A 20,966-nucleotide genomic window follows, 5' to 3' on the forward strand; every position below is an offset into this window, starting at 1 on the left:
AAGCCCTCCACGAGGTCACCGGCGTGCGGCTACCCCTTACCCAGACCCGCGCCCTCCGACGCCGAACACCCGTGCGAGAGTGCAGAACGTGACCCCCGCAGCACCCGTTTCCGCAGGCCACGGCCCCGATCGCCCGCCCGTGGCGACGCCGGCCGAGCTGCTGCGTGGGCTGCGCGGGCGCACCGGCGGCGACCCGGTCACCCACGTCGAGCGGGTGCCGGCCCGGCCCGGGGAGCGCGCACCGTGGCCCGGCTGGGCACCCGAGGAGCTGCGGGCGGCCCTCGCCCGCCGCGGCGTGGTCGCGCCCTGGCGGCACCAGGCCGAGGCCGCCGAGCTGGCGTACGCCGGCCGGCACGTCGTCGTCGCCACCGGAACGGCGTCCGGCAAGTCCCTGGCGTACCAGCTTCCCGCGCTGGCCACCCTGCTGGCCGACCCCCGGGCCACCGTGCTCTACCTGGCCCCGACGAAGGCGCTCGCCGCCGACCAGCTCCGCGCCGTCGCCGACCTGGGCCTCGACGGGGTACGCCCCGCCTGCTACGACGGGGACACCCCGCGCGCCGAGCGGGACTGGATCCGCCGGCACGGTCGGTTCGTGCTGACCAACCCGGACATGCTGCACCACGGCATCCTCCCCGGGCACGGCCACTGGTCCGGCTTCCTGCGCCGGCTGGCGTACGTGATCGTCGACGAATGCCACACCTACCGGGGGGTCTTCGGCTCGCACGTCGCCCACGTGCTGCGCCGGCTGCGCCGCCAGTGCGCCCGCTTCGGTCGTACCCCCGTCTTCGTGCTGGCCTCGGCCACCTCCGGCGACCCGGCGACGGCGGCCGGGCGGCTCACCGGCCTCCCCGTGACCGCCGTCACCGAGGACGCCTCGCCGCGCGGCGGGGTGACCTTCGCCCTCTGGGAGCCGCCGCTGCTGCCCGCCGACGCCGACCGGGTCGACGCCGACCTCGCCACGGTCCGCCGGTCGGCGCTGCGGGAGACCGCCGACCTGCTGGCCGACACGGTCGCCGCCGGGGTACGCACCCTCGCCTTCGTCCGCTCCCGCAAGGGCGCGGAGGTGGTGGCCGCCAACGCGCGCCGCGCCCTCGACGAGGCGGTGCCCGGCCTCGGCGCGCGGGTCGCCGCCTACCGGGGCGGCTACCTGCGCGAGGAGCGGCGGGAGTTGGAGCGGGCGCTGCTGCACGGCGACCTGCTCGGGCTCGCCTCCACCAACGCGCTGGAGCTCGGCGTCGACCTGGTCGGGCTGGACGCCGTGCTGATCTGTGGCTGGCCGGGCACCCGGGCGTCGCTGTGGCAGCAGGCCGGGCGGGCCGGGCGCTCCGGCGGCGAGGCCCTCGCGGTGCTGGTGGCCCGGGACGACCCGCTCGACACCTACCTGGTGCACCACCCGGAGGCGCTCTTCGGCCGGCCGGTCGAGGCGACCGTGCTCGACCCGGCCAACCCGTACGTGCTCGCCCCGCAGCTCGCCTGCGCGGCGGCCGAGGCCCCGCTCACCCCGGCCGACCTGGACCTGTTCGGCGACGGGGCGAAGGAGGCCGTCGACTCGCTGGTCGAGGCGGGCGTGCTGCGGCAGCGGCCGACCGGGTGGTACTGGCGGGAGCGGGAACGCCCCCAGGTCGACCTGCGCGGCGAGGGCGCGGCCCCGGTCTGCGTGGTGGAGGCGGCCACCGGGCGGCTGCTCGGCACCGTCGACGGCGGCTCGTCGCACTTCCTGCTCCACCCCGGCGCGGTCTACCTGCACCAGGGCGCGTCGTACGTGGTCGACTCGCTCGACCTGGCCGACGGCTGCGCGCTGGTGCACCCGGAGGAGCCGGACTGGTCCACCCACGCCCGCGACGTCACGTCGCTGTCGGTGGTGTCGGTGCGCTCGTACGTCGACGCCGGGCCCGTCGGGCTCTTCCTCGGTGAGGTCGACGTGACCAGCCAGGTGGTGTCGTACCAGCGGCGGCGGATCGCCTCCGGCGAGGTGATCGACACCCGGCCGCTGGACCTGCCGGCCCGCGAGCTGCGCACCGTGGCGGTCTGGTTCACCCTCTCGCCGCAGTCGCTGGCCTCGGCCGGCGTCGAGCCGGCGGACGTGCCCGGCGCGCTGCACGCCGCCGAGCACGCGGCGATCGGGCTGCTGCCGCTGATGGCGACCTGCGACCGCTGGGACATCGGCGGGCTCTCCACCGCGCTGCACCCGGACACCGAGGCCCCCACCGTCTTCGTCTACGACGGCCACCCGGGTGGGGCGGGGTTCGCCGAGCGGGCGTACCGGACGGCGGGGCAGTGGCTGCGGGCCACCCGCGACGCCATCGCCGAGTGCGGCTGCGAGGCGGGGTGCCCGTCCTGCGTCCAGTCCCCGAAGTGCGGCAACGGCAACAACCCGCTGTCCAAGTCGGCCGCCGTCACAGTCCTCGACGTGGTGCTGACCAACCTGCCGGCCGACCCCCCGCCCCGGCAGACCGGCCCGGCCGACGCCCTCGACGCGGCGGCGGCCCGCCCGGCCGACGCCCTCGACGCGGAGACTGCCGGCGGCGGGCGGGAGCGCGACGGCTGACGGTTCGTTTCGGCCCGCCGGCGGCGGGGAGGAATAGATCACGGCTTGACGGGGCATTGATGTATGGGAGCGCTTCCATACGCTCGCGCACCCCACCACCGCCAGAGTTCGCGCTTCCCGCCGGAGGAGGAGTCGTGGCCGACACCATCGCCGAGACCGTCGACCTGCTCTACACCATCGACCAGGAACAACTCACCCCCGACCAGCAGATCGCCCTCGGCAGCGCGCTGGCCGCGCTGGCCCAGGCGGAACGGCTGGAACAGATCAACGAGCGGCTTCGCGGCATCCACCAGGTGCTCAACGCCTGGGCGTTCAAGGCCACGGTCGACGGCGGACGCTGAGCCGGCGACGGGCACTGCCCCGCGCAGGGACGCCCGGCGGCGGCGGGCGCTGGCGCGGCGGTTCCCCCTGGGCGCGGGCTCGGCGCGGCGCTGGCGCGTCGACTTGCCCTGAGCGCGGGCTCGGCGGGCGCTGGCGCGTCGGCTTGCCCTGAGCGCGGGCTCGGCACGCCCGGATCGGTTGGGCAGGCCCAAGGGCGCGCCGTCATCGATCTTGCGCGGTCCCCGGGGCACGGGCGGGGTCACACTCCGCGTCGAGGGCTGTGCGACACTCCGGCGACGCTTTAGAGGAGATTCTCATGCAGCTCGAGACCTTGCAGCACCAGCAGCAGTTCCACGTTCGGCAGCGGGTTCGGTTCATGGTCAACCAGTACCAGGTCCACGCCGTCAACCCCGACGGCTCGGAAGGCGAGATGCTCGCGTTCGCGCAGCAGAAGCGGCTCGCCTTCAAGGAGCAGGTGACCATCTACACCGACGACAGCAAGCAGTACCCGCTGCTCGGTTTCAAGGCCCGGCAGCGGCTCGACCTCGGTGCCACGTACGACGTGACCGACCAGGCCGGCAACCCGATCGGGCTGTTCCGCAAGGACTTCGCCCAGTCGATGCTCCGCTCGACGTGGCACGTCGAGCAGCCCGGCCTGCCCCAGATCACCGGCCAGGAGCGGAGCATGCCGGTGGCGCTGCTGCGCCGCTTCGTGGACTCGCTGTCCTGGCTGCCGTACCACTTCGACTTCACCGCGGGCGGCCAGCAGATGTTCTCGGTCGTCAAGAAGTGGGGCCTGCGCGACCGGTACGTCGTCGAGGTGCAGAACCCGCAGCTCGACCGCCGCCTCGTGATCGCCATGGCGGTCGGCCTGGACGCCCTCCAGGGTCGCTGACCCGACGGTCCCCGGTCCCGGCCGCACTGCCGGCCGGTACCGGGCCGGGCAGCGGTCAGACGACAGGTTCCCATCTCCTCGGCCGCGCACCGGGCGTCGCGGTTCGCCGCGCGGCGCGGCGCCGCGCGGCAGCGCGGAATCGGACGGCCCGACAGGGGAAGAGATGATTCTCCCGCTGGTGCGCGACCCCCGCCTCGTGACCATCCGGCGCGGTGGGTCACTCACGGATGCCGACCATCAGGCCCTTGCCCTCTGGGCAGCCACCTGCGCTGAGCACGTCCTGCCCCTGTTCGAGACAAGCCAGCCCGCTGATCAGCGCCCTCGGCAGGCGATCGAGGCGACGCGGACCTGGGCGCGCGGCGAGGCGGGAATGATGGCAACCCGGGCGCTCGGTGGTCATGCCATGGGCGCTGCTCGTCCGCTCAGCGGGGCGGCCCGCTTCGCCGCGTACTCCGCCGGTCAGGCCGCATGTGTGGCCCATGTCCCCGAGCACGACCTGGGGGCCGCCGCGTACGGGATCAAAGCGGTTCGCGCCGCTGCGGAGCCCGGGGCGGCACGACAGGCGGGACGAGCCGAACGCGACTGGCAACGCCGCCACCTTCCGGAACACCTTCGTGACCTGGTCATCGAGGACCAGGAGCGCAGGAACGCCATCTGTTGGTTCGTCTTCGACGACTGAGCGCCGGTTCGTCGCGGCCACGGTGTCGAGGCCGGCCCGAACCGGCCCGGCGCGGGAGGTCACCGTGGCGACCCGGGTGAGGCCGGGCACCGGGGTCACCGTCACCTGCGCCGTCACCACGGCGTCCAGCCCGTCCAGCCGGCAGCCGACCAGCCGTGCCCCGTTGGCCCGTACGACCTCGTCGGCGAAGGCGCAGGCCGCCGGGTCGCCGGCCAGGGCCCGGCCCGCCCCGGCCAGCGCGCCGAAGTCCGCCGCCACCCGGGCCTGTTGCCGGGCGACCCGGGCCGCGCCCACCGCCGCCCCGAACAGACCCACCACGACGAACACCAGCCCGACGGCCAGCAGGCACACCGTCGCCCCGCCCCGCTCGCGCCCGGGCCGGGCCGGGCCGCTGCCGCGCCGGGGCGGGTGGGCGCTGCCGGGAAACCCGGCCCGACGGCGAGAACCGCAGGCGGGTGCACGGCCGGTCACGGTGGCCCGGGGGTGCCTGGTTCGACGGCGGCGACGGCCGTGGCGACCACGACGATCCGGGGCAGCCGCGCACCGAGGGCGCGTACCGGTGCGCGCACCGTCGCGGTGACCCGCTCGCCGTCGACCACGACGGAGACCTCCGCCCCCGCCGGGGCCGCCTCGGCCCCCGCCGGACCGGCGGGCTGGCCCCGGGAGGCGGCGAGCGCCGCCTCCCGGGCCGCGCCCAGGCAGGCCGCCTTCGTCGTGACCGCGTCGACGGCGGTCAGCCCGGCCAACAGGAGCAGCAGCACCGCCGGCAGGCCAGCCGCCAGTTCGGCCGTGAACGACCCCCGATCCTGCGGCAACCGCGAGGATCGCGGCGACCCGAGGGACCGCCGCCACCCCGACGCTTCCCGGGTGGCCCTGGCCTGCCGGCGGTCGGTCACTTCAGCGCCCGGTCGATGACGGCGGTCAGCGCGGACTGCACGTTGCCCGAGGTCAGGACCTTGAGCAGAATGCCGGCGAACGCGACGGCGGCGAGGGTGCCGACGGCGTACTCGGCGGTGTTCATCCCGGCGTCGCCGCGCAGGCGAATGAGGATCTTCCGCATGATTTTCCCTTCTCGACGGTCGCCGCCGGCCGACTGGTCGGCGGCGCTCAGAGCACGTCGCCGAGCACGGCGACGATCACCGGCACCAGGCCAGCGAGAATGAAGGCCGGCAGGAAACAGAGCCCCAGCGGCAGCACGATGAGGACGCCGGCGCGGCGGGCGGATGCCTCGGCGGCGGTGGACCGGTCGGCGCGCAGGTCGTCGGCGAGGCGGGTGAGCGCGCCGGCCAACGCCGCACCGCTGCTCGACGAGCGCAGCGCGGCAGCGGCCAGCCGCTCGGCACCGGGCACCGGAACCAGGTGGGACCAGGCATCCTCGGGTCTCCCCCCGAGCAGCAGGGTCCGGCCGACCCGTCCGAGGCGGTCGGCCAGCGGGCCGCCGAGGGCATCGGCGACCGCCAACACGCACCGGTCGACCGGCGCACCGGCCCGCAGCACGGCCGCCAACAGGTCGGCGGCGAGGGGCAGGTCGGCGGCCTCCCGGAGTCGCCGCCGCCGAACGGCGGGAGGCTCGATCCGACGCAGCCCGCGATCGGCCGCGACGGCGGCGACGATCCCGCCGAGCGCGCCGGGCCAGCCACCGATCACCACGAGGACCGCCGCCCCGGCCAGCCCCGCCCCGAGGCGGATCCGGTCGGGCCACCATCCCGGGCGGGGTCGTCCGAGCGACCCGGCCCGCCCGGTCAGGCCGCGCAGTCGCCGACTGGCCCCTGCTCGCGCCCCGGCGGGGAGGGCGAGCAACGCCGCCGCAACGACGAGACATCCGGCGGCCACCGCCTGCCGGGTCATCAGCGGTTCCCGTCCGGAACGGCGCCGAGGCGCTCCGCCCAGAACAGCCCGACCAGTTGGAGTACGACGGCGGCGACCGCGCAGCCACCTCCGACGGGCGTGTGCAGCAGGACGGCCACCGGATCGACGCCTACGCCGTAACCGAGCCCGATGCCGCCGAGCGGCAGGGCGGCCAGCAGCCACGCGGTGGCCCGCGCCCCGGCCGCCTGCGCCGCCGCGCCGGCCAGTCCACGGTCTGCGGCGCGGGCGTCGGCCTCGATCCGTTCCAGCAGGTCGGCCAGGGGTGCCCCGGTCCGGTCCGCGAGCCGGACCGCCGCCCGAGCCAACTGGACCAGCCGGTCCGGCTCGGGGACGACGGCAGCCGGGCCGTTGGCAGGCGGGCCGGCACCGGGTGTCGCCCAGGAACCGCCGACCGGATCGGAGCCGCCCGGCCAGCTCTCCGGCGCGGGTCTCCGGGGACGCGATGCGAACCCGGACAGCATCCGTTCGCCGCGCTGGGCCACGCCGGCCGTCCGCTCGATGCCGCCGCCCGGGGCTGCCCGGGGCGGCAGCGCGGCGGCGGCCACGGTGGCCTCTGCCGGTGGCGGCAGGACCAGGGTCGGCGCGGTCGACCAGCGGGCGTCGTCCGGGGTGGCGCTGGACGTGGCGATCGGTGCGGAGGCGCCGGGTGCGGCCCGGGGCAGCCCCGTGGCCGTGGGCGGTGCGGTGGCGGTGAGCGTCGCGGCGGCGGTCAGCACCGGAACGCCGGCCCGCAGGTCCGCCGCGAGGGCGCACAACTGGTCCAGGCCGTGCCGCCGGGCCCGCTGGGCTCGGCGCGCGGCACCCCGGCGGATCAGGGCCCGCACGGCCCAGGAGCCGTACGCGGAGAGCACCACGGCGGCCACGGGCCCGGCCGACGACCAGCCCGCTGCGACGCCCACCGCTGCGGCCAGTGCCAGGACCCGCCGGGGCGAGGCGGACGGCCACCCGAGCCCCCGCAGCCACCGGGTGCTGTCCGCACCGCGCAGGGACGTCGCCGGCGAGCCGGGGTGGTCCAGGGCAGCGGCGGGGCGGCGCGGATCATGACGGCCGGGCGGACCGGACCGCGAGCGGCTGCCGGCCGGGCCGATGGACGGTCGCGGGCCGATGGACGGTCGCGGGCCGATGGACGGTCGCGGGCCGGGCTGCGGGCGCGCACCCGGGCACCGGGCGCTCGGCCCCGACGGTGCCGGCCCGACCCGCACGCGCGGGCCGGAATCCCGATCGGCGCGGGGGCCGCCCTGCCGATCCGTCGCCGCGTCGGCGGCGCCTTGCGCGGCCCCTCGTCCGAGCCACCACGGGGTGCCACCCTCCCCGGCCAGTTCACCGCCGCGACCGGGCCTGGCCGAAGACGCCCCGAGGACCCGTCGTCGCCGGGCCCGGTTGCTGCGCACCGGCCAGGCCACGGCCGTCGCGGCGGCCGCAAGCAGGACCGCCACCAGCCAGCCCGTCGTGATCACTCCGGGCCGCCGTATCGGCGATCCTCACCGGCCGAGTCGGGCCGCTCGGGACGACCCGGCCACACCTCGCAGAGCACCGGCGGAACGGGCACCTCTCGTTCGCGCAGCAACCTGCCCAGGGCCGGTGCGGCCGGGCCGGGACCATGGCCGCGCACCCAGGCGGGAACGACGGTGACCAGGCGCTCCGGGCCCTCGGGAAGTAGCAGGCAGACGGACTCCAGGACCCGCCCCCGGGCGCCGCGACGGACCTGGAGCAACACCTGGAGCGCGGCGGTGACCTGGGCGTGCAGGGCGGCCCGGGGCAGTCCGCCCAACATGCCGAGGGCCTCCAGCCGGGCCGGCACGTCCGAGGGGGCGTTGGCGTGCAGCGTTCCCGCACCACCGTCGTGGCCGGTGTTCAACGCGGCGAGCAGGTCGACGACCTCCCCGCCCCGGCACTCCCCGACGACCAGCCGGTCCGGCCGCATCCGCAGGGCCTGCCGGACCAGGTCGCTGAGCCCGACCACGCCCGAGCCCTCCACGTTGGCGGTGCGGGCCTGGAGCCCGACCACGTGCGGATGCACGGGCCGCAGCTCGGCGGCATCTTCGACCAGGATGATCCGCTCGGTGTCGGGGACCAGCCCGAGCAGGGTGTTGAGCAGCGTGGTCTTGCCCGAGCCGGTGCCCCCGACCACCAGGTACGCCAGTCGGGCCGCCACCACGGCGGCGAGGACCGGGGCGACCGGCCGGGGCACGGTGCCCTGCCGGACGAGGTCGTCGAGGGTGAACGGGCGTTGCCGGAACGTACGCAGGGAGAGGTAGGGCCCGTCCGTGGCGACCGGGGGCAACACGGCGTGCAGCCGGGTCCCGTCGGGCAGCCGGGCGTCGGCGTACGGCGAGCCGTCGTCGAGGCGGCGGCCCGCCCCGGCGGCGAGGCGCTGGGCCAGCCGCCGTACGTCGTCGATCGTGCCGACCGGAACCGCGACCTGGCGCAGCCCCTGCCCCCGGTCCACCCACACTCGCGTGCCGTTGACCAGCACGTCGGTCACCTCGGGGTCGGCGAGCAGGGGGGCCAGCGGGCCCGCGCCGACGAGGTCGTCGTGCACCCGCCCGGCGATGCGCAGCACGGCGGTGTCGCCGAGGACCGCTGCGGCGGGTTCGGCGCGGACGGCGGAGACGACCGCGGCCGGCGTCACCGGGGTGGCCTCGGCGGCGAAGCGCTGGCGCACCCGGTGGGAGAGCTCGTCGCCGGCGGGCCCGGTCATGCCGCGCCCGGCACGGGAAGACCGGTCAGGTCGCCGACGATCCGCTGGCAGAGCGCAGCGAGCGGGCCGCGCCCGTCGGCGGCGGGTGCCTCCCCCCGTTCGAGCCCCCGGCACAGCCCCGGCTCGGGGCGCAGCGTGCCCGCCAGCGGCAGCCCCAGGGCGCGAGCCACCTCGACGGCCTTGAGCCGGCCCGGTGCCGGACCGCGCACCACCACGGAGAGGTGGGCGCAGTGCGGCGTGGCGGCCGCGACCACCCGGGCCGCCGACGCGGTGGCCCGCAGCTCGGCCGGCACGACCAGGAACGCCTGGTCGGCGGCCTGCAACGCGAGCACGGCCGGGTCGTCGAGGTGCCGGGGCAGATCGGCCACGACGAAGTCCCGCCCCCGGCGGGCCGCCTCGAGGGTGGCCGCCATCGCCGGGGCGGGCAGCGGCAACGGATCGCCCCGGTCCCAGGAGAGCACCACCAGGTCACCCCGGCTGGGCAGCGCCCGGACCAGCGCCGGTGGGTCGACGCGACCCTCGGCGTCGGTGAGTGCCGGCCAGCGCAGCCCTTCCAACTGCTCCCAGCCGAGCACCAGGTCCAGCCCGCCGCCGAGCGGGTCGACGTCGACGAGGAGGGTGCGCAGCCGGGCGCGGGCGGCGGTCACGGCCAACCCGCCGGCCAGCACGCTCGCCCCGGCACCGCCCCGCCCGCCGAGCACCGCGACCACCCGGGCGGCCCCGTTGCCGGCCCGGTCGGGCGCGTGCTCGGCGAACCTGTCCACCAGCCACGGCTCGGCGGCCGGGAGGACCGCGACGTGCTCGGCACCGATCAGCTCGGCGACCTCCCAGCCGGGATCGAGCCGGCCGGAGCGGCCCACGAGGACCACCCGGGGCCGGCGCGGCAGCCGGGCCCGCAGGCACGCCTGCGCCTGGTCGTCGCCCACGAGCACCAGCGGCGCGGGTGACCAGCGGGTCCGGGCCGCGGCCGGGTCCGCCGCCACCTCGACCTCGGTGCCGCCCGCGGCGGCCAGCCGCAGCAGGTGGTCGAGCAGGTCGTCGTCCGAGGTCACCAGCAGGGGCAACCGGCGGTACGGCGGGAGCGGGGTACGGGGTGGCATCGCGGCCTCCAGCAGTCGGGCTCGGGGGTGCTGCCGAAGAGCGTGCCGGGAAGCCGTCCGCCCCCGCCGGCGCAGGAGGCCCGCCTGTGGACAACCGAGGGCCCTGTGGACAACGGCCGAAGGGCGAGTTGATCTGCTATGGCGGCGCGCGCCTCACTCGACCTCAGTGAGGAGGGCAAGCAGTGTCCATCGAGCCGATCGTGGCAGCCGGGTCTTGGGCCATCGCGGCAGGCAGCGATCATCAAGGCGACGTCTGACCTGTTCCGGTGGTGGCGTCGGTGATCAAGCGCGGGTAACCACCCTCGGCGCTCGGCGAGGTTGCGGAGCTTCTGCCAGTCTCCGCAGCCCCGCCGGCTGCACGAAGATCTCCCGTCTAGCCACCGCGTCGCCCGTGGCGTCCAACTCGTACCCGTCGAGCCAGATCCAACGCTGGTAGGTGATCAGGTCGTGCCGGACCTTGATCAGGCGGAACATGATCGGCTTGATGAACTGCACGCTGCACGCGGCGGTGATGTGCAGGACGTCGCCGGCCTTCAGCGCGATCATCGGCGCGGGCCGTACCGTCGCCAGGCCCTGATCCGGGCCCGGGCCAACTCCACTAGGGGACACCAGCCGCTCGGGTGGCAGGCGGCGCACTGCCGGTGCTTGTGCCAGTCGAGGGCGCGCACGGCATCCAGGATCAGCCAGGACAGCCGCCGCGTGGTCACGTCGCCCTCCTGGACGACCCCGCAGTCCGGGTGAGGTCCAGCCGGTCCCGACCCCGCCACAGCCACCACACGCAGGAATCCCACCGAAGTCCTGACGCGGCTTTACGAGGATCAGGTGTCGAGCGTCGCGCAGCGCCATCGGTGCCTCCCAGGGGGTCCGGTTGCTGCGGCACCCCGCCCCGCCGAGCACAGCTCCACCAGGGCGGGGGCACCGCGCCACTGATTGCACATCCCGGATTGCCCCCCTATCAATCTGGGGACCCCCGCACGTGTATCCCCAGGCGGGTATCCCCGCCTGGGGAGGCCCAGGCAGACCTACCTTCACACCATGGGTGCAGGGCCAGGCCGACTGATGGGCCCCTGGGAGATCTGCCAGCGACTTGGTGTCTCCCGGTCGCGATTCCAGCAACTCTCGCTGCGGCCCTCGTTTCCGAAGCCGTATCAGGAACTGCGGGCCACCAAGGTGTGGTTAGCTGCCGACGTCGAAGCGTGGATCGCCGAGTACCGCCGTCCCCGGCCGCCAGCGAACGACGACGAGCAGGGCTAAGGGCAACCCCCGGCAGAGTCGATCCGCCGGGGGCGACGGGCAGCGGCTGGTCAGGCTCGACGCCTCTTCGGCAGCCGCACCGGCAGTGAGGGCTCGGCCATCTGACCCGGACCGGTCGCGTGGCCGCAGACGCCCTGCTCAGGGCCCCTTCCGGGCGCTACCGCGAGGTCGTACCTATGATGGCCGCACGCGTTGAGGAGGCACCAATGGCAGAGCAGGTCGGCCTCGATCCGTTCCTGGACGGGCTGGACAACCCCATGTTCGTCGTCACCACCGTGCACCGGGACTCGGGCGAGCGTTCGGGCTGCCTGGTGGGCTTTGCCTCGCAGTGCAGCATCGAGCCGGACCGGTTCGTGGTCTGGCTGTCGCAGAACAACCACACGTACCGGGTCGCCATGCACGCCGACTTCCTGGCCGTCCACAGCCTGGGTGCCGACCAGCGAGATCTGGCCGAGCTCTTCGGCACCGAGACCGGCGACGAGGTCGACAAGTTCGACCGGTGCGGATGGCAGCCGGGCGAGGCGGGGGTGCCGGTCCTCGACAGCTGCCCGCGCCGCTTCGTCGGCCGGATCCTCGACCGGACGGCGTGGGGCAACCACACCGGGTTCCTGCTCGAACCGGTGTCGGCGGCGGGCGGGCCCGAGCGACCGCCGCTGATGTTCTCCACCGTCAAGCACCTGCGCGCCGGCCACGGGGCCTAGCCGGACGCCGCCGGCGTCGTCGTCGCCGCTACGCACGTGGCCGCTCACTGCCCCGGATCGGGCTTCCACACCAGCCACTTGCGTTCGACCTCGGCCTGCAAGTCGACTCCGTGGTGTCGAGCCATCAGCAACACCTGCGCCAGCACGTCGGCGAACTCTGACCGGAAGCTTTCATCGAGCTGTTGCTTGGAATGCCCCTTGTCCCTGGCCTGGCCGGCACGCATGAGGAAAACCTGAGTTAGCTCCCCTACCTCTTCTTGGAGCTTGAGCAGGAACCAGGTCGTATCGCGCTCGATCCCGTGCTTTTTGGCGTAGTGACTCGAAACCGCTTCAACCTCATCGGTAAGTTGCGTCAGGTCCACCACGGCAGCGTAGGGCAGTCGCTCGACCGGTACCCACACGCCGGGAAGCACGTCCTGAGGTCATGTGTCGGTGAGCGAATGCGCGGGCCTCGCCGCCCGGCCAGGCCCCGGATATCAGGTCTGGCGATGTCATTTCGGAGAGGTTAGCGTCAGCGGCATGGCCAAGGCTTTCGACGTGTCCCGCGCTAGCCGGCGGCCCCGATTCCGGCCCCTCGCTGTCGTCTCCGTTTTCGTCACGCTCGCCGCAGGTCTCGTCGCCGCGCCCACGCCGGCCAGAGCCGAACCTTCCACCCCGAGCATCATCATCGACACCGATTTCGGGCAGTGGTGGGATGACGTGGCCGCCCTCGCCACCGCCCATGCCGCCGCCGACGCCGGACAGGTGCGGCTGCTCGGCGTAATGACCGACGTCGACAACCGTTGGAACGCCCCCGCGATCGACGCGCTCAACACCTGGTATGGCCGGCCCGACCTGCCCATCGGCGTCGCCACCGGGGCACCCCGGGTGCCCGAGGCGTACAGCCGGTTGCTGGCCGAGCAGTGGCCGCACACCGGCCGGGGCGTCGACGCCCTCACCCTGTACCGGCGGTTGCTCGCCGCCCAGCCCGACCACAGCGTCACCATCGTCGCCATCGGCGCTCTCACCAATCTCTCCCAGCTCATGCGCACCGATCGGGATCTGGTCAGGCGCAAAATCGCCCGGACGGTCATCATGGGCGGCGAGTACCCGCAGGCCACCACGCCGGAGTGGAACTTCGGCCTCGACCTCGACGCGACCCGGCGGGTCGTCCGTGGCTGGCCGAGCCCCGTGGTCTACGACGGCTACGAGATCGGCGCGCGGATCTTCGTCGGCAACGGCGTCTGCGCCGCCCATCCGCCGAGCAGCCCGGTCCGTGCCGTCTTCGACCTGCTGTACGGCTGCGGCACAACCCAGCGGGACGGCACCTGGGACCCCACCGCCATCCACTACGCCATCCACGGCACCGCCGGCGCCCTGCGGCATGCCGGCGCGGGCGGCCGCAACACCGTTACCGCCGACGGCCTCAACCGCTGGCAGCCCGGCGGTCACCGCCAGCGCTATCTGGTCCTCACGGATCCAGCGAGACTGAGCAGCCAGATCGACACCCTGCTCAACCGCCGTTGACCTGACCGCCGAGTCACCTACGCAAAGGGACGACCCCCGTCGGGGGATGACGGGGGTCGTCGGGCGGTTCGGCTCCGGGGGGATTGAGCCGAACCGACTCAGCGGTCACGGGGGGTGCAACCGCCGAGGGCCTGCTGTCGTACGACACGTGAAACCTCGTCGTACGACAAGCATGCCTGAGCAGACCCGTATACGTCGAGTACTGCCGCCTCCACACACCGCGAAATATGTTCGGAGGGTGTGACCGCCGTCACTGACCGCAGGGGTCGCCGAGGTTGATCCAGGGGTTCGACCAGAGTCCTCACCCCAGGCACCCGCCGACGATAGTCCATCCCGCTAGACTTTCGCGCCGTGGGCCGAAGTGCCGCTTTTTTCGATCTGGACAAGACCGTCATCGCCAAGTCGAGCGCCTTGGCGTTCGGTCGGCCGTTCTACCGGGATGGGCTGATCACCCGGCGGGACGTGGTGAAGTCGGCGTACGCGCAGCTCATGTTCCGGCTGGGTGGCACCGACGAGCAGACCATGGCCCGGACCCGGGACTACCTCGCCGCGCTCTGCAAGGGCTGGCAGGTGGAGCAGGTCCGCCAGATCGTCGCGGAGACCCTGCACGAGCTGATCAACCCCTACGTGTACGCGGAGGCCGCCGCCCTCATCGAGGAGCATCAGGCGGCCGGCCGGGACGTCGTGCTGGTCTCCGCCTCGGGTGAGGAGATGGTCCGGCCGATCGGCGAGCTGCTCGGGGTGACCGACGTGATCGCCACCCGGATGTCGGTGCGCGAGGGCCGCTACAGCGGCGAGGTCGAGTTCTACGCGGCCGGCCCGAGCAAGGTTCAGGCGGTCAGCGAGCTGGCCGAGCGCCGCGGCTACGACCTCGCCGACTCCTACGCGTACTCGGACTCGATGAGTGACCGGCCGCTGCTGGAGTGCGTGGGCCATCCGACGGTGATCAACCCGGATCGGGCGCTGCGCCGGCTGGCGGCCGAGAACGCCTGGCCGGTGCTGGCGTTCCGGCACCCGATCCCGCTGGGCCGCCGGCTGCGGGAGCGCCCCGCCGTCCCGGTCGCCGCGGCGGCTCTCGGCGTCGGCGTCGGGGTGGCCATCGGCATCGCCTGGTACGGCCGCCACCGCCGCACCCGCACCGCCTCGATCGCCTGACCCGCGCCCCACCGGCGCCACAACCTCGCCGGGGCCACCACGGCGGCCGGCGGCGCTCAGGCGGCGGCGAGGACCTCGTCGCCCACGGCGGTGAGCTCGTCGGCGCCCAGCTCGACGGCCGCCAGGTAGTGCCGCAGCCAGGAGCGCAGGCCGTCCGGGGTGCCGGTGGCGAAGGCGCCGGCCGCGCCGACGTACTCGGGCTCGCGGTCGCGGTGGCCCACGTCGACGCCGACCAGGCCGCGCGGGTCGAAGCCGGTGGACATCAGCACCAGCCGGGCCGCGCCCCGGGCGACCAGCCCGGACGGGCCGGCGAAGGGGCGCAGGTTGAGCAGCTCGCCGTGCACGACGGCGGCGAGCACCAGCGGGGGGGCCGTCGTGCCGCCGGCGACCAGCGCGGCCAGGGCGTCCAGCCGGGCACCGACCACCGGGTCGGCCACCGGCCGCCCCAGCTCGTCGGCGGGTACGGCGTCCCGGGCGGCGAGCACGTGCAGCCGGGCGAGGACCTGTCGGGGCGCGGTCGACCAGCGCTCGCTCAGCCCGGGCAGCGCCCCGGCGACCCGCAGCGCGCCCTGGATCACCGGGTCGGTGACCGTCCCGGCGCGGACCGCCTCGCGGTCGTGGGCGTACCCCTCCAGGGCGGCGCTGGCCACGGCGCAGCGGAGGCTGACCTCGGCCGCGACCTGGCCGCCGTGCCGGCGCAGCGCGCGGTGCCGCATCGCCTGGTCGACGCGGTCGCGGGCCCGCTCGACGGCGGGGGCGATGTCGGCGAGCGCGAGCAGCGGGGCGAGCGGGTCGGTGGTCACCCCGCCAACGCTAGCGACCCCGGCGGCGCATCCCGCGCCCAACCACCCACCACGGGCGGTGACGGCCCTCGCCGACAGCTCGGCGCGTGCCGGGGGCCGCTCGGCGCGTGCGGGCTCCGGGAGCTGTCGCGGGCCCCGGCCGCCCCGGCTAACCTCTGCGGGGACAGGGGACGCAGGTCACGGACGCGACGAGGGAGTCACCGGATGAGCGAGGCACTGGCCAACTTGCTGAACGAGACGCGGCAGTTCCCGCCCCCTGCCGAGCTTGCCGCGAACGCCAACGTCACCGCCGCCGCGTACGCCGAGGCCGACGCCGACCGGCTGGCCTTCTGGGAGCGGCAGGCCGGGCGGCTGACCTGGGCGAAGCAGTGGGACCAGACGCTCGACTGGTCGAACCCGCCGTTCGCGAAGTGGTTCGTCGGCGGCGAGCTCAACGTGGCGTACAACTGCCTGGACCGGCACGTGGAGGCGGGCCTGGGCGACCGGGTGGCGATCCACTGGGAGGGCGAGCCGGGCGACACCCGCACCCTGACCTACGCCGACCTGCACGCGCTGACCTGCCGGGCGGCGAACGCGCTGACCGAGCTCGGGGTGCGCGCGGGCGACCGGGTGGCGATCTACCTGCCGATGGTGCCCGAGGCGGCGGTGGCGATGCTGGCCTGCGCCCGGATCGGCGCGACCCACAGCGTGGTCTTCGGCGGCTTCTCCGCCGACTCGCTGAGCAACCGGATCTCCGACGCCAGCGCCAAGGTGGTCATCACCGCCGACGGCGGGTACCGCCGGGGCAAGCCGTCGGCGCTGAAGCCGACGGTGGACGAGGCCGTGGCGAAGTGCCCGTCGGTGGAGCACGTGCTGGTGGTCCGCCGCACCGGCGAGGACGTGGCCTGGACCGACAAGGACCACTGGTGGCACGAGACGGTGGAGCGGGCGTCGGCCGAGCACACCGCCGAGCCGTTCGACGCCGAGCACCCCCTGTTCATCCTCTACACCTCCGGCACCACGGCCCGGCCGAAGGGCATCCTGCACACCACGGGCGGCTACCTGACCCAGGCGGCGTACACGGCGCACGCGGTCTTCGACCTCAAGCCGGAGACCGACGTCTACTGGTGCACCGCCGACATCGGCTGGGTGACCGGGCACTCCTACATCGTGTACGGCCCGCTGGCCAACGGCGTCACCCAGGTCATGTACGAGGGCACCCCGGACACCCCGCACAAGGGCCGGTTCTGGGACATCGTCGACAAGTACCGGGTGAGCATCCTCTACACCGCGCCGACGCTGATCCGGACGATGATGAAGTGGGGCGAGCAGATCCCCGCCGGGCACGACCTGTCGTCGCTGCGGCTGCTGGGCAGCGTCGGCGAGCCGATCAACCCCGAGGCGTGGATGTGGTACCGCGAGCACGTCGGCCGGGGCGAGCTGCCCATCGTGGACACCTGGTGGCAGACGGAGACCGGCGCGATCATGATCTCGCCGCTGCCCGGTGTCACCGAGGCCAAGCCGGGCTCGGCGATGACCCCGCTGCCCGGGATCGTCGCCGACGTGGTCGACGACCAGGGCCAGTCGGTGCCCAACGGCGGGGGCGGCTACCTGGTGCTGCGGGAGCCGTGGCCGTCGATGCTGCGCACCATCTGGGGCGACGACGACCGGTTCGTCGAGACGTACTGGTCGCGCTTCCAGGGCATGTACTTCGCCGGGGACGGGGCGAAGAAGGACGACGACGGGCACATCTGGCTGCTCGGCCGGGTCGACGACGTGATGCTGGTGTCGGGGCACAACATCTCCACCACCGAGGTCGAGTCGGCGCTGGTGTCGCACCCGTCGGTGGCGGAGGCGGCGGTGGTCGGCGCGACCGACCCGACGACCGGGCAGGCGATCGTGGCGTTCGCCATCCCGCGCGGCACCACCGACATCTCGGGCGAGGCGGGCGAGAAGCTCATCGTCGAGCTGCGCAACCACGTGGCGAAGACCCTCGGCCCGATCGCGAAGCCCCGGCAGATCATGCTGGTGCCGGAGCTGCCGAAGACCCGCTCCGGCAAGATCATGCGCCGGCTGCTGCGCGACGTGGCGGAGAACCGCTCGCTGGGCGACGTCACCACGCTCCAGGACTCCTCGGTGATGGAGCTGATCTCCTCGGGGATGGGCGGCGGCAAGTCCGACGAGGACTGACGACAGGCGTACCCCTCGGTGGGTGGCGGTCCGCGCGGGCCGCCACCCACCGTTTCTTCGTGGGTACGGCCACGGCGCGTGACCGGTCGCTCTCGGTCGGTCGGGTGAGGGCGACCGGTATGAACGGACACAGGGGACCCTCCCCACTGTCGTAACAGCCCGTTCTCCTTTAGGTTCAGGCTCATCGGCCGGTTCGACGGTCATCTCTGTCGCCCGTCCGGTGGGTTCCTCTCCATGTCCGAGAAACGGAGCGGCATGCACATCCTTCCGCAGTCCGGGTCGCGCCGACGGATACTCGTCGCGCTGCCCGCCATCGCCCTCGCGGCCTCGTCACTGACGGTGATCGGGCCCGCGTCGGCCGGCACGTCGGCCCCGGCCCCGGCCGCCATCGGGGCGAGCGAGCACTACATCAACTACGCCGAGCCCGAGGTGCAGCCCGACACCACCGGCAAGGAGGTCAAGGGCGCCAACGGCGTCTACGCCCCGGCCGTCGACGAGGCTCGCGCGTACGACCGCAAGTTCGCCACCGGCAACCCGGTGGCCGCCCGGCAGCTGGCGAAGCTGGAGGCCAAGTCGATCAAGACGGGCCAGAGCCCGCGCCAGCTCAAGCAGGCCGCCAGCGCGAAGGCCAGCAGGCAGGCCGCCGGCCCGCAGAAGGCCAAGCTGCTCACCCTGCTGGTCGAGTTCAACACCCAGGCCAACGACGACTTCACCGGCGTGATGGTCCCGAAGACGGTCTTCGAGGACCGCAGCTGCGTCCCCGGCACGGTGCAGAACGGGCCGACGCACAACCAGATCGCCAACCCGGCGAGCCTGCCGCACAAGGACAACAACTCCATGTGGGTGCCGGACTTCTCCCCGGCGCACTACAACAAGATGCTCTACACCACCACGGGCATCACCGAGCGGGTCCGCAAGGACCTGGTCGGGCCGGACGGCAAGAAGGGCGTCAGCCTGGCCGGCCGGACCATGAACAACATGTACCTGGAGATGTCCAAGGGCGCGTACGGGGTCGACGGGCAGGCCAGCCCGTGGATCACCGTGCCGCACTCCGAGGGCTGGTACGCCGCGTCGCGCTGCTTCCAGGACGAGGACGGCAACTGGGTCGCCGGCCGTGAGCAGGCGATGAACGGCCACCCGGCCAACCCGGCGGGGGCGGGCCGGCTCGCCACGGACGCCATCGACGCGCTCGCCGCGGCGGACCCGAACTTCCCGTGGGCCGACTACGACACCGAGGACCAGGCCGACCGCGACGGCGACGGCAACCTCCTCGAGCCCGACGGCGTGATCGACCACCTGGTGCTGGTGCACGCCGGCCAGGGCAAGTCGCGCGGCGGCGGCGCCGAGGGCGTGTACGCCGTCTGGGCGCACTCCTCGACCGTGCCGGGTGGTTACACCATCCCGGGCACCGCCCTGAAGGTGTCGAACTACATCGTGCAGCCGGAGGACGCCGGGGTCGGCGTCTTCGCCCACGAGTTCGGGCACGACCTGGGTCTGCCGGACCTCTACGACACCTCCGGCAACGCCGACTCGGACGTGGACTTCTGGGACCTGATGGCGTCGGGCTCGCACAGCGGCGAGATCTTCCAGGCGCTCCCCACCCACATGGGCATCTGGGACAAGTGGGTGCTGGGCTGGGCCGAGCTGGAGACCATCGCCCCCGGCAGCAAGCGGCGCGACATCCAGTTGGGCCAGACCTCGCGCACCCCGGCCGGCACGGCGGAGGGCATCAAGGTCGACCTGCCGGACAAGGTCCTCACCCTGGCCACGCCGCACAGCGGCACGAAGATGTGGCACAGCGGCGCCGACCAGGTCTGGGCGGACGTCAAGCTGAGCCGCCAGGTGAGCGTGCCGCAGGCGGCCGACGCGAAGTTCTGGATGTGGAACAACTACGTCATCGAGGCGGACTGGGACTACGGCTTCGTCGAGGTCTCGACCGACGGCGGCACGACCTGGTCGGAGCAGAAGGTCTACGACGCCACCGGCGCCCTGGTCAGCACCAATGACAACTACCCCGACCCGAACGGCCGGATGGCCGACTTCGGCGGCAAGAAGTACGGCCTGACCGGCTCCACCGGCGGCTGGCGGCACGACTACGTCGACCTGTCGGCGTACGCGGGGCAGACGGTGCAGCTCCGGCTGCGGCAGGCGACCGACGAGGCGTTCAACGAGCGCAACTGGTTCATCGACGACTTCTCGGTCACCGGCGGCGGCGCCACCACCTTCACCGACGACGTCGAGGGCGGGACGAACGGCTGGACCGCGACCGGTGGCACCTTCACCGACACCACCGGCGCGGGCTTCAACATCAACAGTGGCACCGAGCGGCGGGCGCACTACTACCTGGCCGAGTGGCGCAACTACGACGGCTTCGACAAGGGCCTGAAGTACACCTACGACACCGTGTACTCCCACGAGGCGTGGCGGGTCGACAAGATCCCCTACAACGCTCCGGGCATGGTGGTCTGGTACCGCGACAGCGCGCTGGGCGACGTCAACCACGTCACCGGGCAGATGGCCGCGCTGCCGAGCTACGGGGCGAAGGGCGGTCTGCTGATCGTCGACTCGCACTTCGACCCGTACCGGCGTCGGGGCGCGGCGGCGGAGAAGGACCCGTCGGTGCTGGACAACCTGCCGAGCCGGCCGCAGTCGGCGAACGCGGCGTTCGGCCTGAACAAGACCCCCGGGTTCCGCGAGTGCTTCGAGGCGCCGGACGAGCCGTACAGCCAGTACTGCACGTGGTTGGCGTCGCAGAAGCCGGTGCGGGGCTTCACCGACGCCAAGGGCTGGTACCCGGGCGTCGAGATCCGCGACGGCTCGGCGTACGCGCGGGACAACGACGCCTCCGTCGTGGTGCCGTCGAAGGGCAACGCGCCGTACACCACCCGGGTGGTCAACCCGGACGGCACGCCGGCGACGTCGTTCTACGGCGTGGTGCTGGGCACCGGGATCGTGCTGGGCACCGGCAACCCCGGCGACGCCGGCGTGAGCTACGGCGTCACGCTGACGGTCAAGGAGGCCGCGGCGGGCAACGAGAGCGCCAGGATTCGGGTGACCTCGGCCCGCCCCTGATCCACGGGTAGGTCGGAACACCGGGCGGGGTCCGCGCGGAGCAGAACGCTCCGCGCGGGCCCCGCCCCTCGTCGTTGATCGTGGCCGAAAAGTAATGCGGCAAGTCGGCCCGCGCACCCCCCGGTTGGCCCCGATTTGATGCCCTTTACCGGGCCACCGGACCGATAGTCACCGCCGATCGGCCAGTGACAAC

The 20,966-nt window shown here is 73.9% G+C and carries 18 protein-coding genes and 2 pseudogenes; 9 read left to right on the forward strand and 11 right to left on the reverse strand.

Annotated features, from left to right (window positions below; all coding sequences use genetic code 11):
- The first annotated feature begins 88 nt into the window (after nt 1–88).
- The 4 genes from ACLQ2V_RS06985 (at nt 89) to ACLQ2V_RS07000 (ending at nt 4,443) form a co-directional block, all read left to right on the forward strand.
- Complete coding sequence (locus ACLQ2V_RS06985) at nt 89–2,548, forward strand: DEAD/DEAH box helicase (protein WP_425717529.1); 2,460 nt, start codon at nt 89–91, stop codon at nt 2,546–2,548.
- A gap of 134 nt (nt 2,549–2,682) precedes the next feature.
- Complete coding sequence (locus ACLQ2V_RS06990) at nt 2,683–2,889, forward strand: hypothetical protein (RefSeq protein WP_425717530.1); 207 nt, start codon at nt 2,683–2,685, stop codon at nt 2,887–2,889.
- A 296-nt stretch (nt 2,890–3,185) separates the two neighbouring features.
- Nucleotides 3,186–3,764, forward strand: a complete 579-nt coding sequence (locus ACLQ2V_RS06995; protein ID WP_425717531.1) for a hypothetical protein — start codon at nt 3,186–3,188, stop codon at nt 3,762–3,764.
- A gap of 163 nt (nt 3,765–3,927) precedes the next feature.
- Nucleotides 3,928–4,443, forward strand: coding sequence for a putative immunity protein (locus ACLQ2V_RS07000; protein ID WP_425717749.1), 516 nt, complete (start codon nt 3,928–3,930; stop codon nt 4,441–4,443).
- Between the two features lie 36 nt (nt 4,444–4,479).
- Here the strand turns inward: ACLQ2V_RS07000 and ACLQ2V_RS07005 are convergent.
- From ACLQ2V_RS07005 to ACLQ2V_RS07045, 9 genes and pseudogenes are all read right to left on the reverse strand, one after another.
- A pseudogene (locus ACLQ2V_RS07005) lies at nt 4,480–4,914 on the reverse strand (Rv3654c family TadE-like protein); the annotation flags it as partial.
- Nucleotides 4,911–5,258: a TadE family type IV pilus minor pilin gene (locus ACLQ2V_RS07010; protein ID WP_425717532.1), complete on the reverse strand. Its 348-nt coding sequence runs from the start codon at nt 5,256–5,258 to the stop codon at nt 4,911–4,913. The gene ACLQ2V_RS07010 and the pseudogene ACLQ2V_RS07005, both read right to left, overlap by 4 nt.
- Nucleotides 5,259–5,335: 77 nt before the next feature.
- On the reverse strand, nt 5,336–5,503 hold the full coding sequence (locus tag ACLQ2V_RS07015) for a DUF4244 domain-containing protein (RefSeq protein ID WP_425717533.1): 168 nt from the start codon (nt 5,501–5,503) through the stop codon (nt 5,336–5,338).
- A 47-nt stretch (nt 5,504–5,550) separates the two neighbouring features.
- A complete protein-coding gene (locus tag ACLQ2V_RS07020) occupies nt 5,551–6,291 on the reverse strand; it encodes a type II secretion system F family protein (RefSeq protein WP_425717534.1) in 741 nt (246 codons plus the stop codon).
- Nucleotides 6,291–6,707: pseudogene (locus tag ACLQ2V_RS07025) on the reverse strand (type II secretion system F family protein); the annotation flags it as partial. The pseudogene ACLQ2V_RS07025 and the gene ACLQ2V_RS07020, both read right to left, overlap by 1 nt.
- Before the next feature lie 1,058 nt (nt 6,708–7,765).
- The gene (locus ACLQ2V_RS07030) at nt 7,766–9,013 is read right to left on the reverse strand and encodes a TadA family conjugal transfer-associated ATPase (protein WP_425717535.1); all 1,248 of its coding nucleotides are present in this window, start codon (nt 9,011–9,013) and stop codon (nt 7,766–7,768) included.
- Nucleotides 9,010–10,113, reverse strand: a complete 1,104-nt coding sequence (gene ssd / locus ACLQ2V_RS07035) for a septum site-determining protein Ssd (RefSeq protein WP_425717536.1) — start codon at nt 10,111–10,113, stop codon at nt 9,010–9,012. The genes ACLQ2V_RS07030 and ssd overlap by 4 nt, the downstream gene beginning before the upstream one ends.
- 282 nt (nt 10,114–10,395) lie before the next feature.
- Nucleotides 10,396–10,656: a hypothetical protein gene (locus ACLQ2V_RS07040; RefSeq protein ID WP_425717750.1), complete on the reverse strand. Its 261-nt coding sequence runs from the start codon at nt 10,654–10,656 to the stop codon at nt 10,396–10,398.
- Nucleotides 10,656–10,820 (reverse strand): hypothetical protein, encoded by a 165-nt coding sequence (locus ACLQ2V_RS07045; RefSeq protein WP_425717537.1) that lies wholly within the window; start codon nt 10,818–10,820, stop codon nt 10,656–10,658. Before ACLQ2V_RS07045 ends, ACLQ2V_RS07040 begins: the two co-directional genes overlap by 1 nt.
- Nucleotides 10,821–11,573: 753 nt before the next feature.
- Here ACLQ2V_RS07045 and ACLQ2V_RS07050 point away from each other — a divergent pair.
- The gene (locus ACLQ2V_RS07050; protein WP_425717538.1) at nt 11,574–12,068 is read left to right on the forward strand and encodes a flavin reductase family protein; all 495 of its coding nucleotides are present in this window, start codon (nt 11,574–11,576) and stop codon (nt 12,066–12,068) included.
- Nucleotides 12,069–12,112: 44 nt separating this feature from the next.
- Here ACLQ2V_RS07050 and ACLQ2V_RS07055 read toward each other — a convergent pair whose 3' ends face one another.
- The gene (locus ACLQ2V_RS07055) at nt 12,113–12,430 is read right to left on the reverse strand and encodes a pyrophosphatase (RefSeq protein ID WP_425717539.1); all 318 of its coding nucleotides are present in this window, start codon (nt 12,428–12,430) and stop codon (nt 12,113–12,115) included.
- A 157-nt stretch (nt 12,431–12,587) separates the two neighbouring features.
- Here ACLQ2V_RS07055 and ACLQ2V_RS07060 point away from each other — a divergent pair, with 157 nt between their 5' ends.
- Nucleotides 12,588–13,574 carry a nucleoside hydrolase gene (locus tag ACLQ2V_RS07060; RefSeq protein WP_425717540.1) on the forward strand — a complete coding sequence of 329 codons (987 nt, stop codon included), beginning with the start codon at nt 12,588–12,590 and terminating at the stop codon, nt 13,572–13,574.
- A gap of 351 nt (nt 13,575–13,925) precedes the next feature.
- Nucleotides 13,926–14,729 (forward strand): HAD family hydrolase, encoded by an 804-nt coding sequence (locus tag ACLQ2V_RS07065; RefSeq protein WP_425717541.1) that lies wholly within the window; start codon nt 13,926–13,928, stop codon nt 14,727–14,729.
- A 56-nt stretch (nt 14,730–14,785) separates the two neighbouring features.
- Here ACLQ2V_RS07065 and ACLQ2V_RS07070 read toward each other — a convergent pair whose 3' ends face one another.
- The gene (locus ACLQ2V_RS07070; RefSeq protein WP_425717542.1) at nt 14,786–15,532 is read right to left on the reverse strand and encodes an oxidoreductase; all 747 of its coding nucleotides are present in this window, start codon (nt 15,530–15,532) and stop codon (nt 14,786–14,788) included.
- 204 nt (nt 15,533–15,736) lie between these two features.
- Here ACLQ2V_RS07070 and acs point away from each other — a divergent pair, with 204 nt between their 5' ends.
- Both acs and ACLQ2V_RS07080 read left to right on the forward strand, forming a co-directional pair.
- Complete coding sequence (gene acs, locus ACLQ2V_RS07075; RefSeq protein ID WP_425717543.1) at nt 15,737–17,701, forward strand: acetate--CoA ligase; 1,965 nt, start codon at nt 15,737–15,739, stop codon at nt 17,699–17,701.
- A gap of 234 nt (nt 17,702–17,935) precedes the next feature.
- Entirely contained in the window at nt 17,936–20,773 is a 2,838-nt protein-coding gene (locus tag ACLQ2V_RS07080; RefSeq protein ID WP_425717544.1) for an immune inhibitor A domain-containing protein, read from the forward strand.
- Nucleotides 20,774–20,966: the final 193 nt, after the last annotated feature.

The sequence above is a fragment of the Micromonospora sp. DT233 genome (assembly GCF_049841815.1).
Classification (GTDB): domain Bacteria; phylum Actinomycetota; class Actinomycetes; order Mycobacteriales; family Micromonosporaceae; genus Micromonospora.

Excerpts from the sequence above, each read along its gene's own strand:
- ACLQ2V_RS06995 (WP_425717531.1), top strand. The coding sequence starts at position 3,186 with ATGCAGCTCGAGACCTTGCAGCACCAGCAGCAGTTCCACGTTCGGCAG.
- ACLQ2V_RS07000 (WP_425717749.1), top strand. The coding sequence starts at position 3,928 with ATGATTCTCCCGCTGGTGCGCGACCCCCGCCTCGTGACCATCCGGCGC.
- ACLQ2V_RS07015 (WP_425717533.1), bottom strand. The coding sequence starts at position 5,503 with ATGCGGAAGATCCTCATTCGCCTGCGCGGCGACGCCGGGATGAACACC.
- ACLQ2V_RS07020 (WP_425717534.1), bottom strand. The coding sequence starts at position 6,291 with ATGACCCGGCAGGCGGTGGCCGCCGGATGTCTCGTCGTTGCGGCGGCG.
- ACLQ2V_RS07030 (WP_425717535.1), bottom strand. The coding sequence starts at position 9,013 with ATGACCGGGCCCGCCGGCGACGAGCTCTCCCACCGGGTGCGCCAGCGC.
- ssd (WP_425717536.1), bottom strand. The coding sequence starts at position 10,113 with ATGCCACCCCGTACCCCGCTCCCGCCGTACCGCCGGTTGCCCCTGCTG.
- ACLQ2V_RS07050 (WP_425717538.1), top strand. The coding sequence starts at position 11,574 with ATGGCAGAGCAGGTCGGCCTCGATCCGTTCCTGGACGGGCTGGACAAC.
- ACLQ2V_RS07060 (WP_425717540.1), top strand. The coding sequence starts at position 12,588 with ATGGCCAAGGCTTTCGACGTGTCCCGCGCTAGCCGGCGGCCCCGATTC.
- acs (WP_425717543.1), top strand. The coding sequence starts at position 15,737 with ATGAGCGAGGCACTGGCCAACTTGCTGAACGAGACGCGGCAGTTCCCG.
- ACLQ2V_RS07080 (WP_425717544.1), top strand. The coding sequence starts at position 17,936 with ATGTCCGAGAAACGGAGCGGCATGCACATCCTTCCGCAGTCCGGGTCG.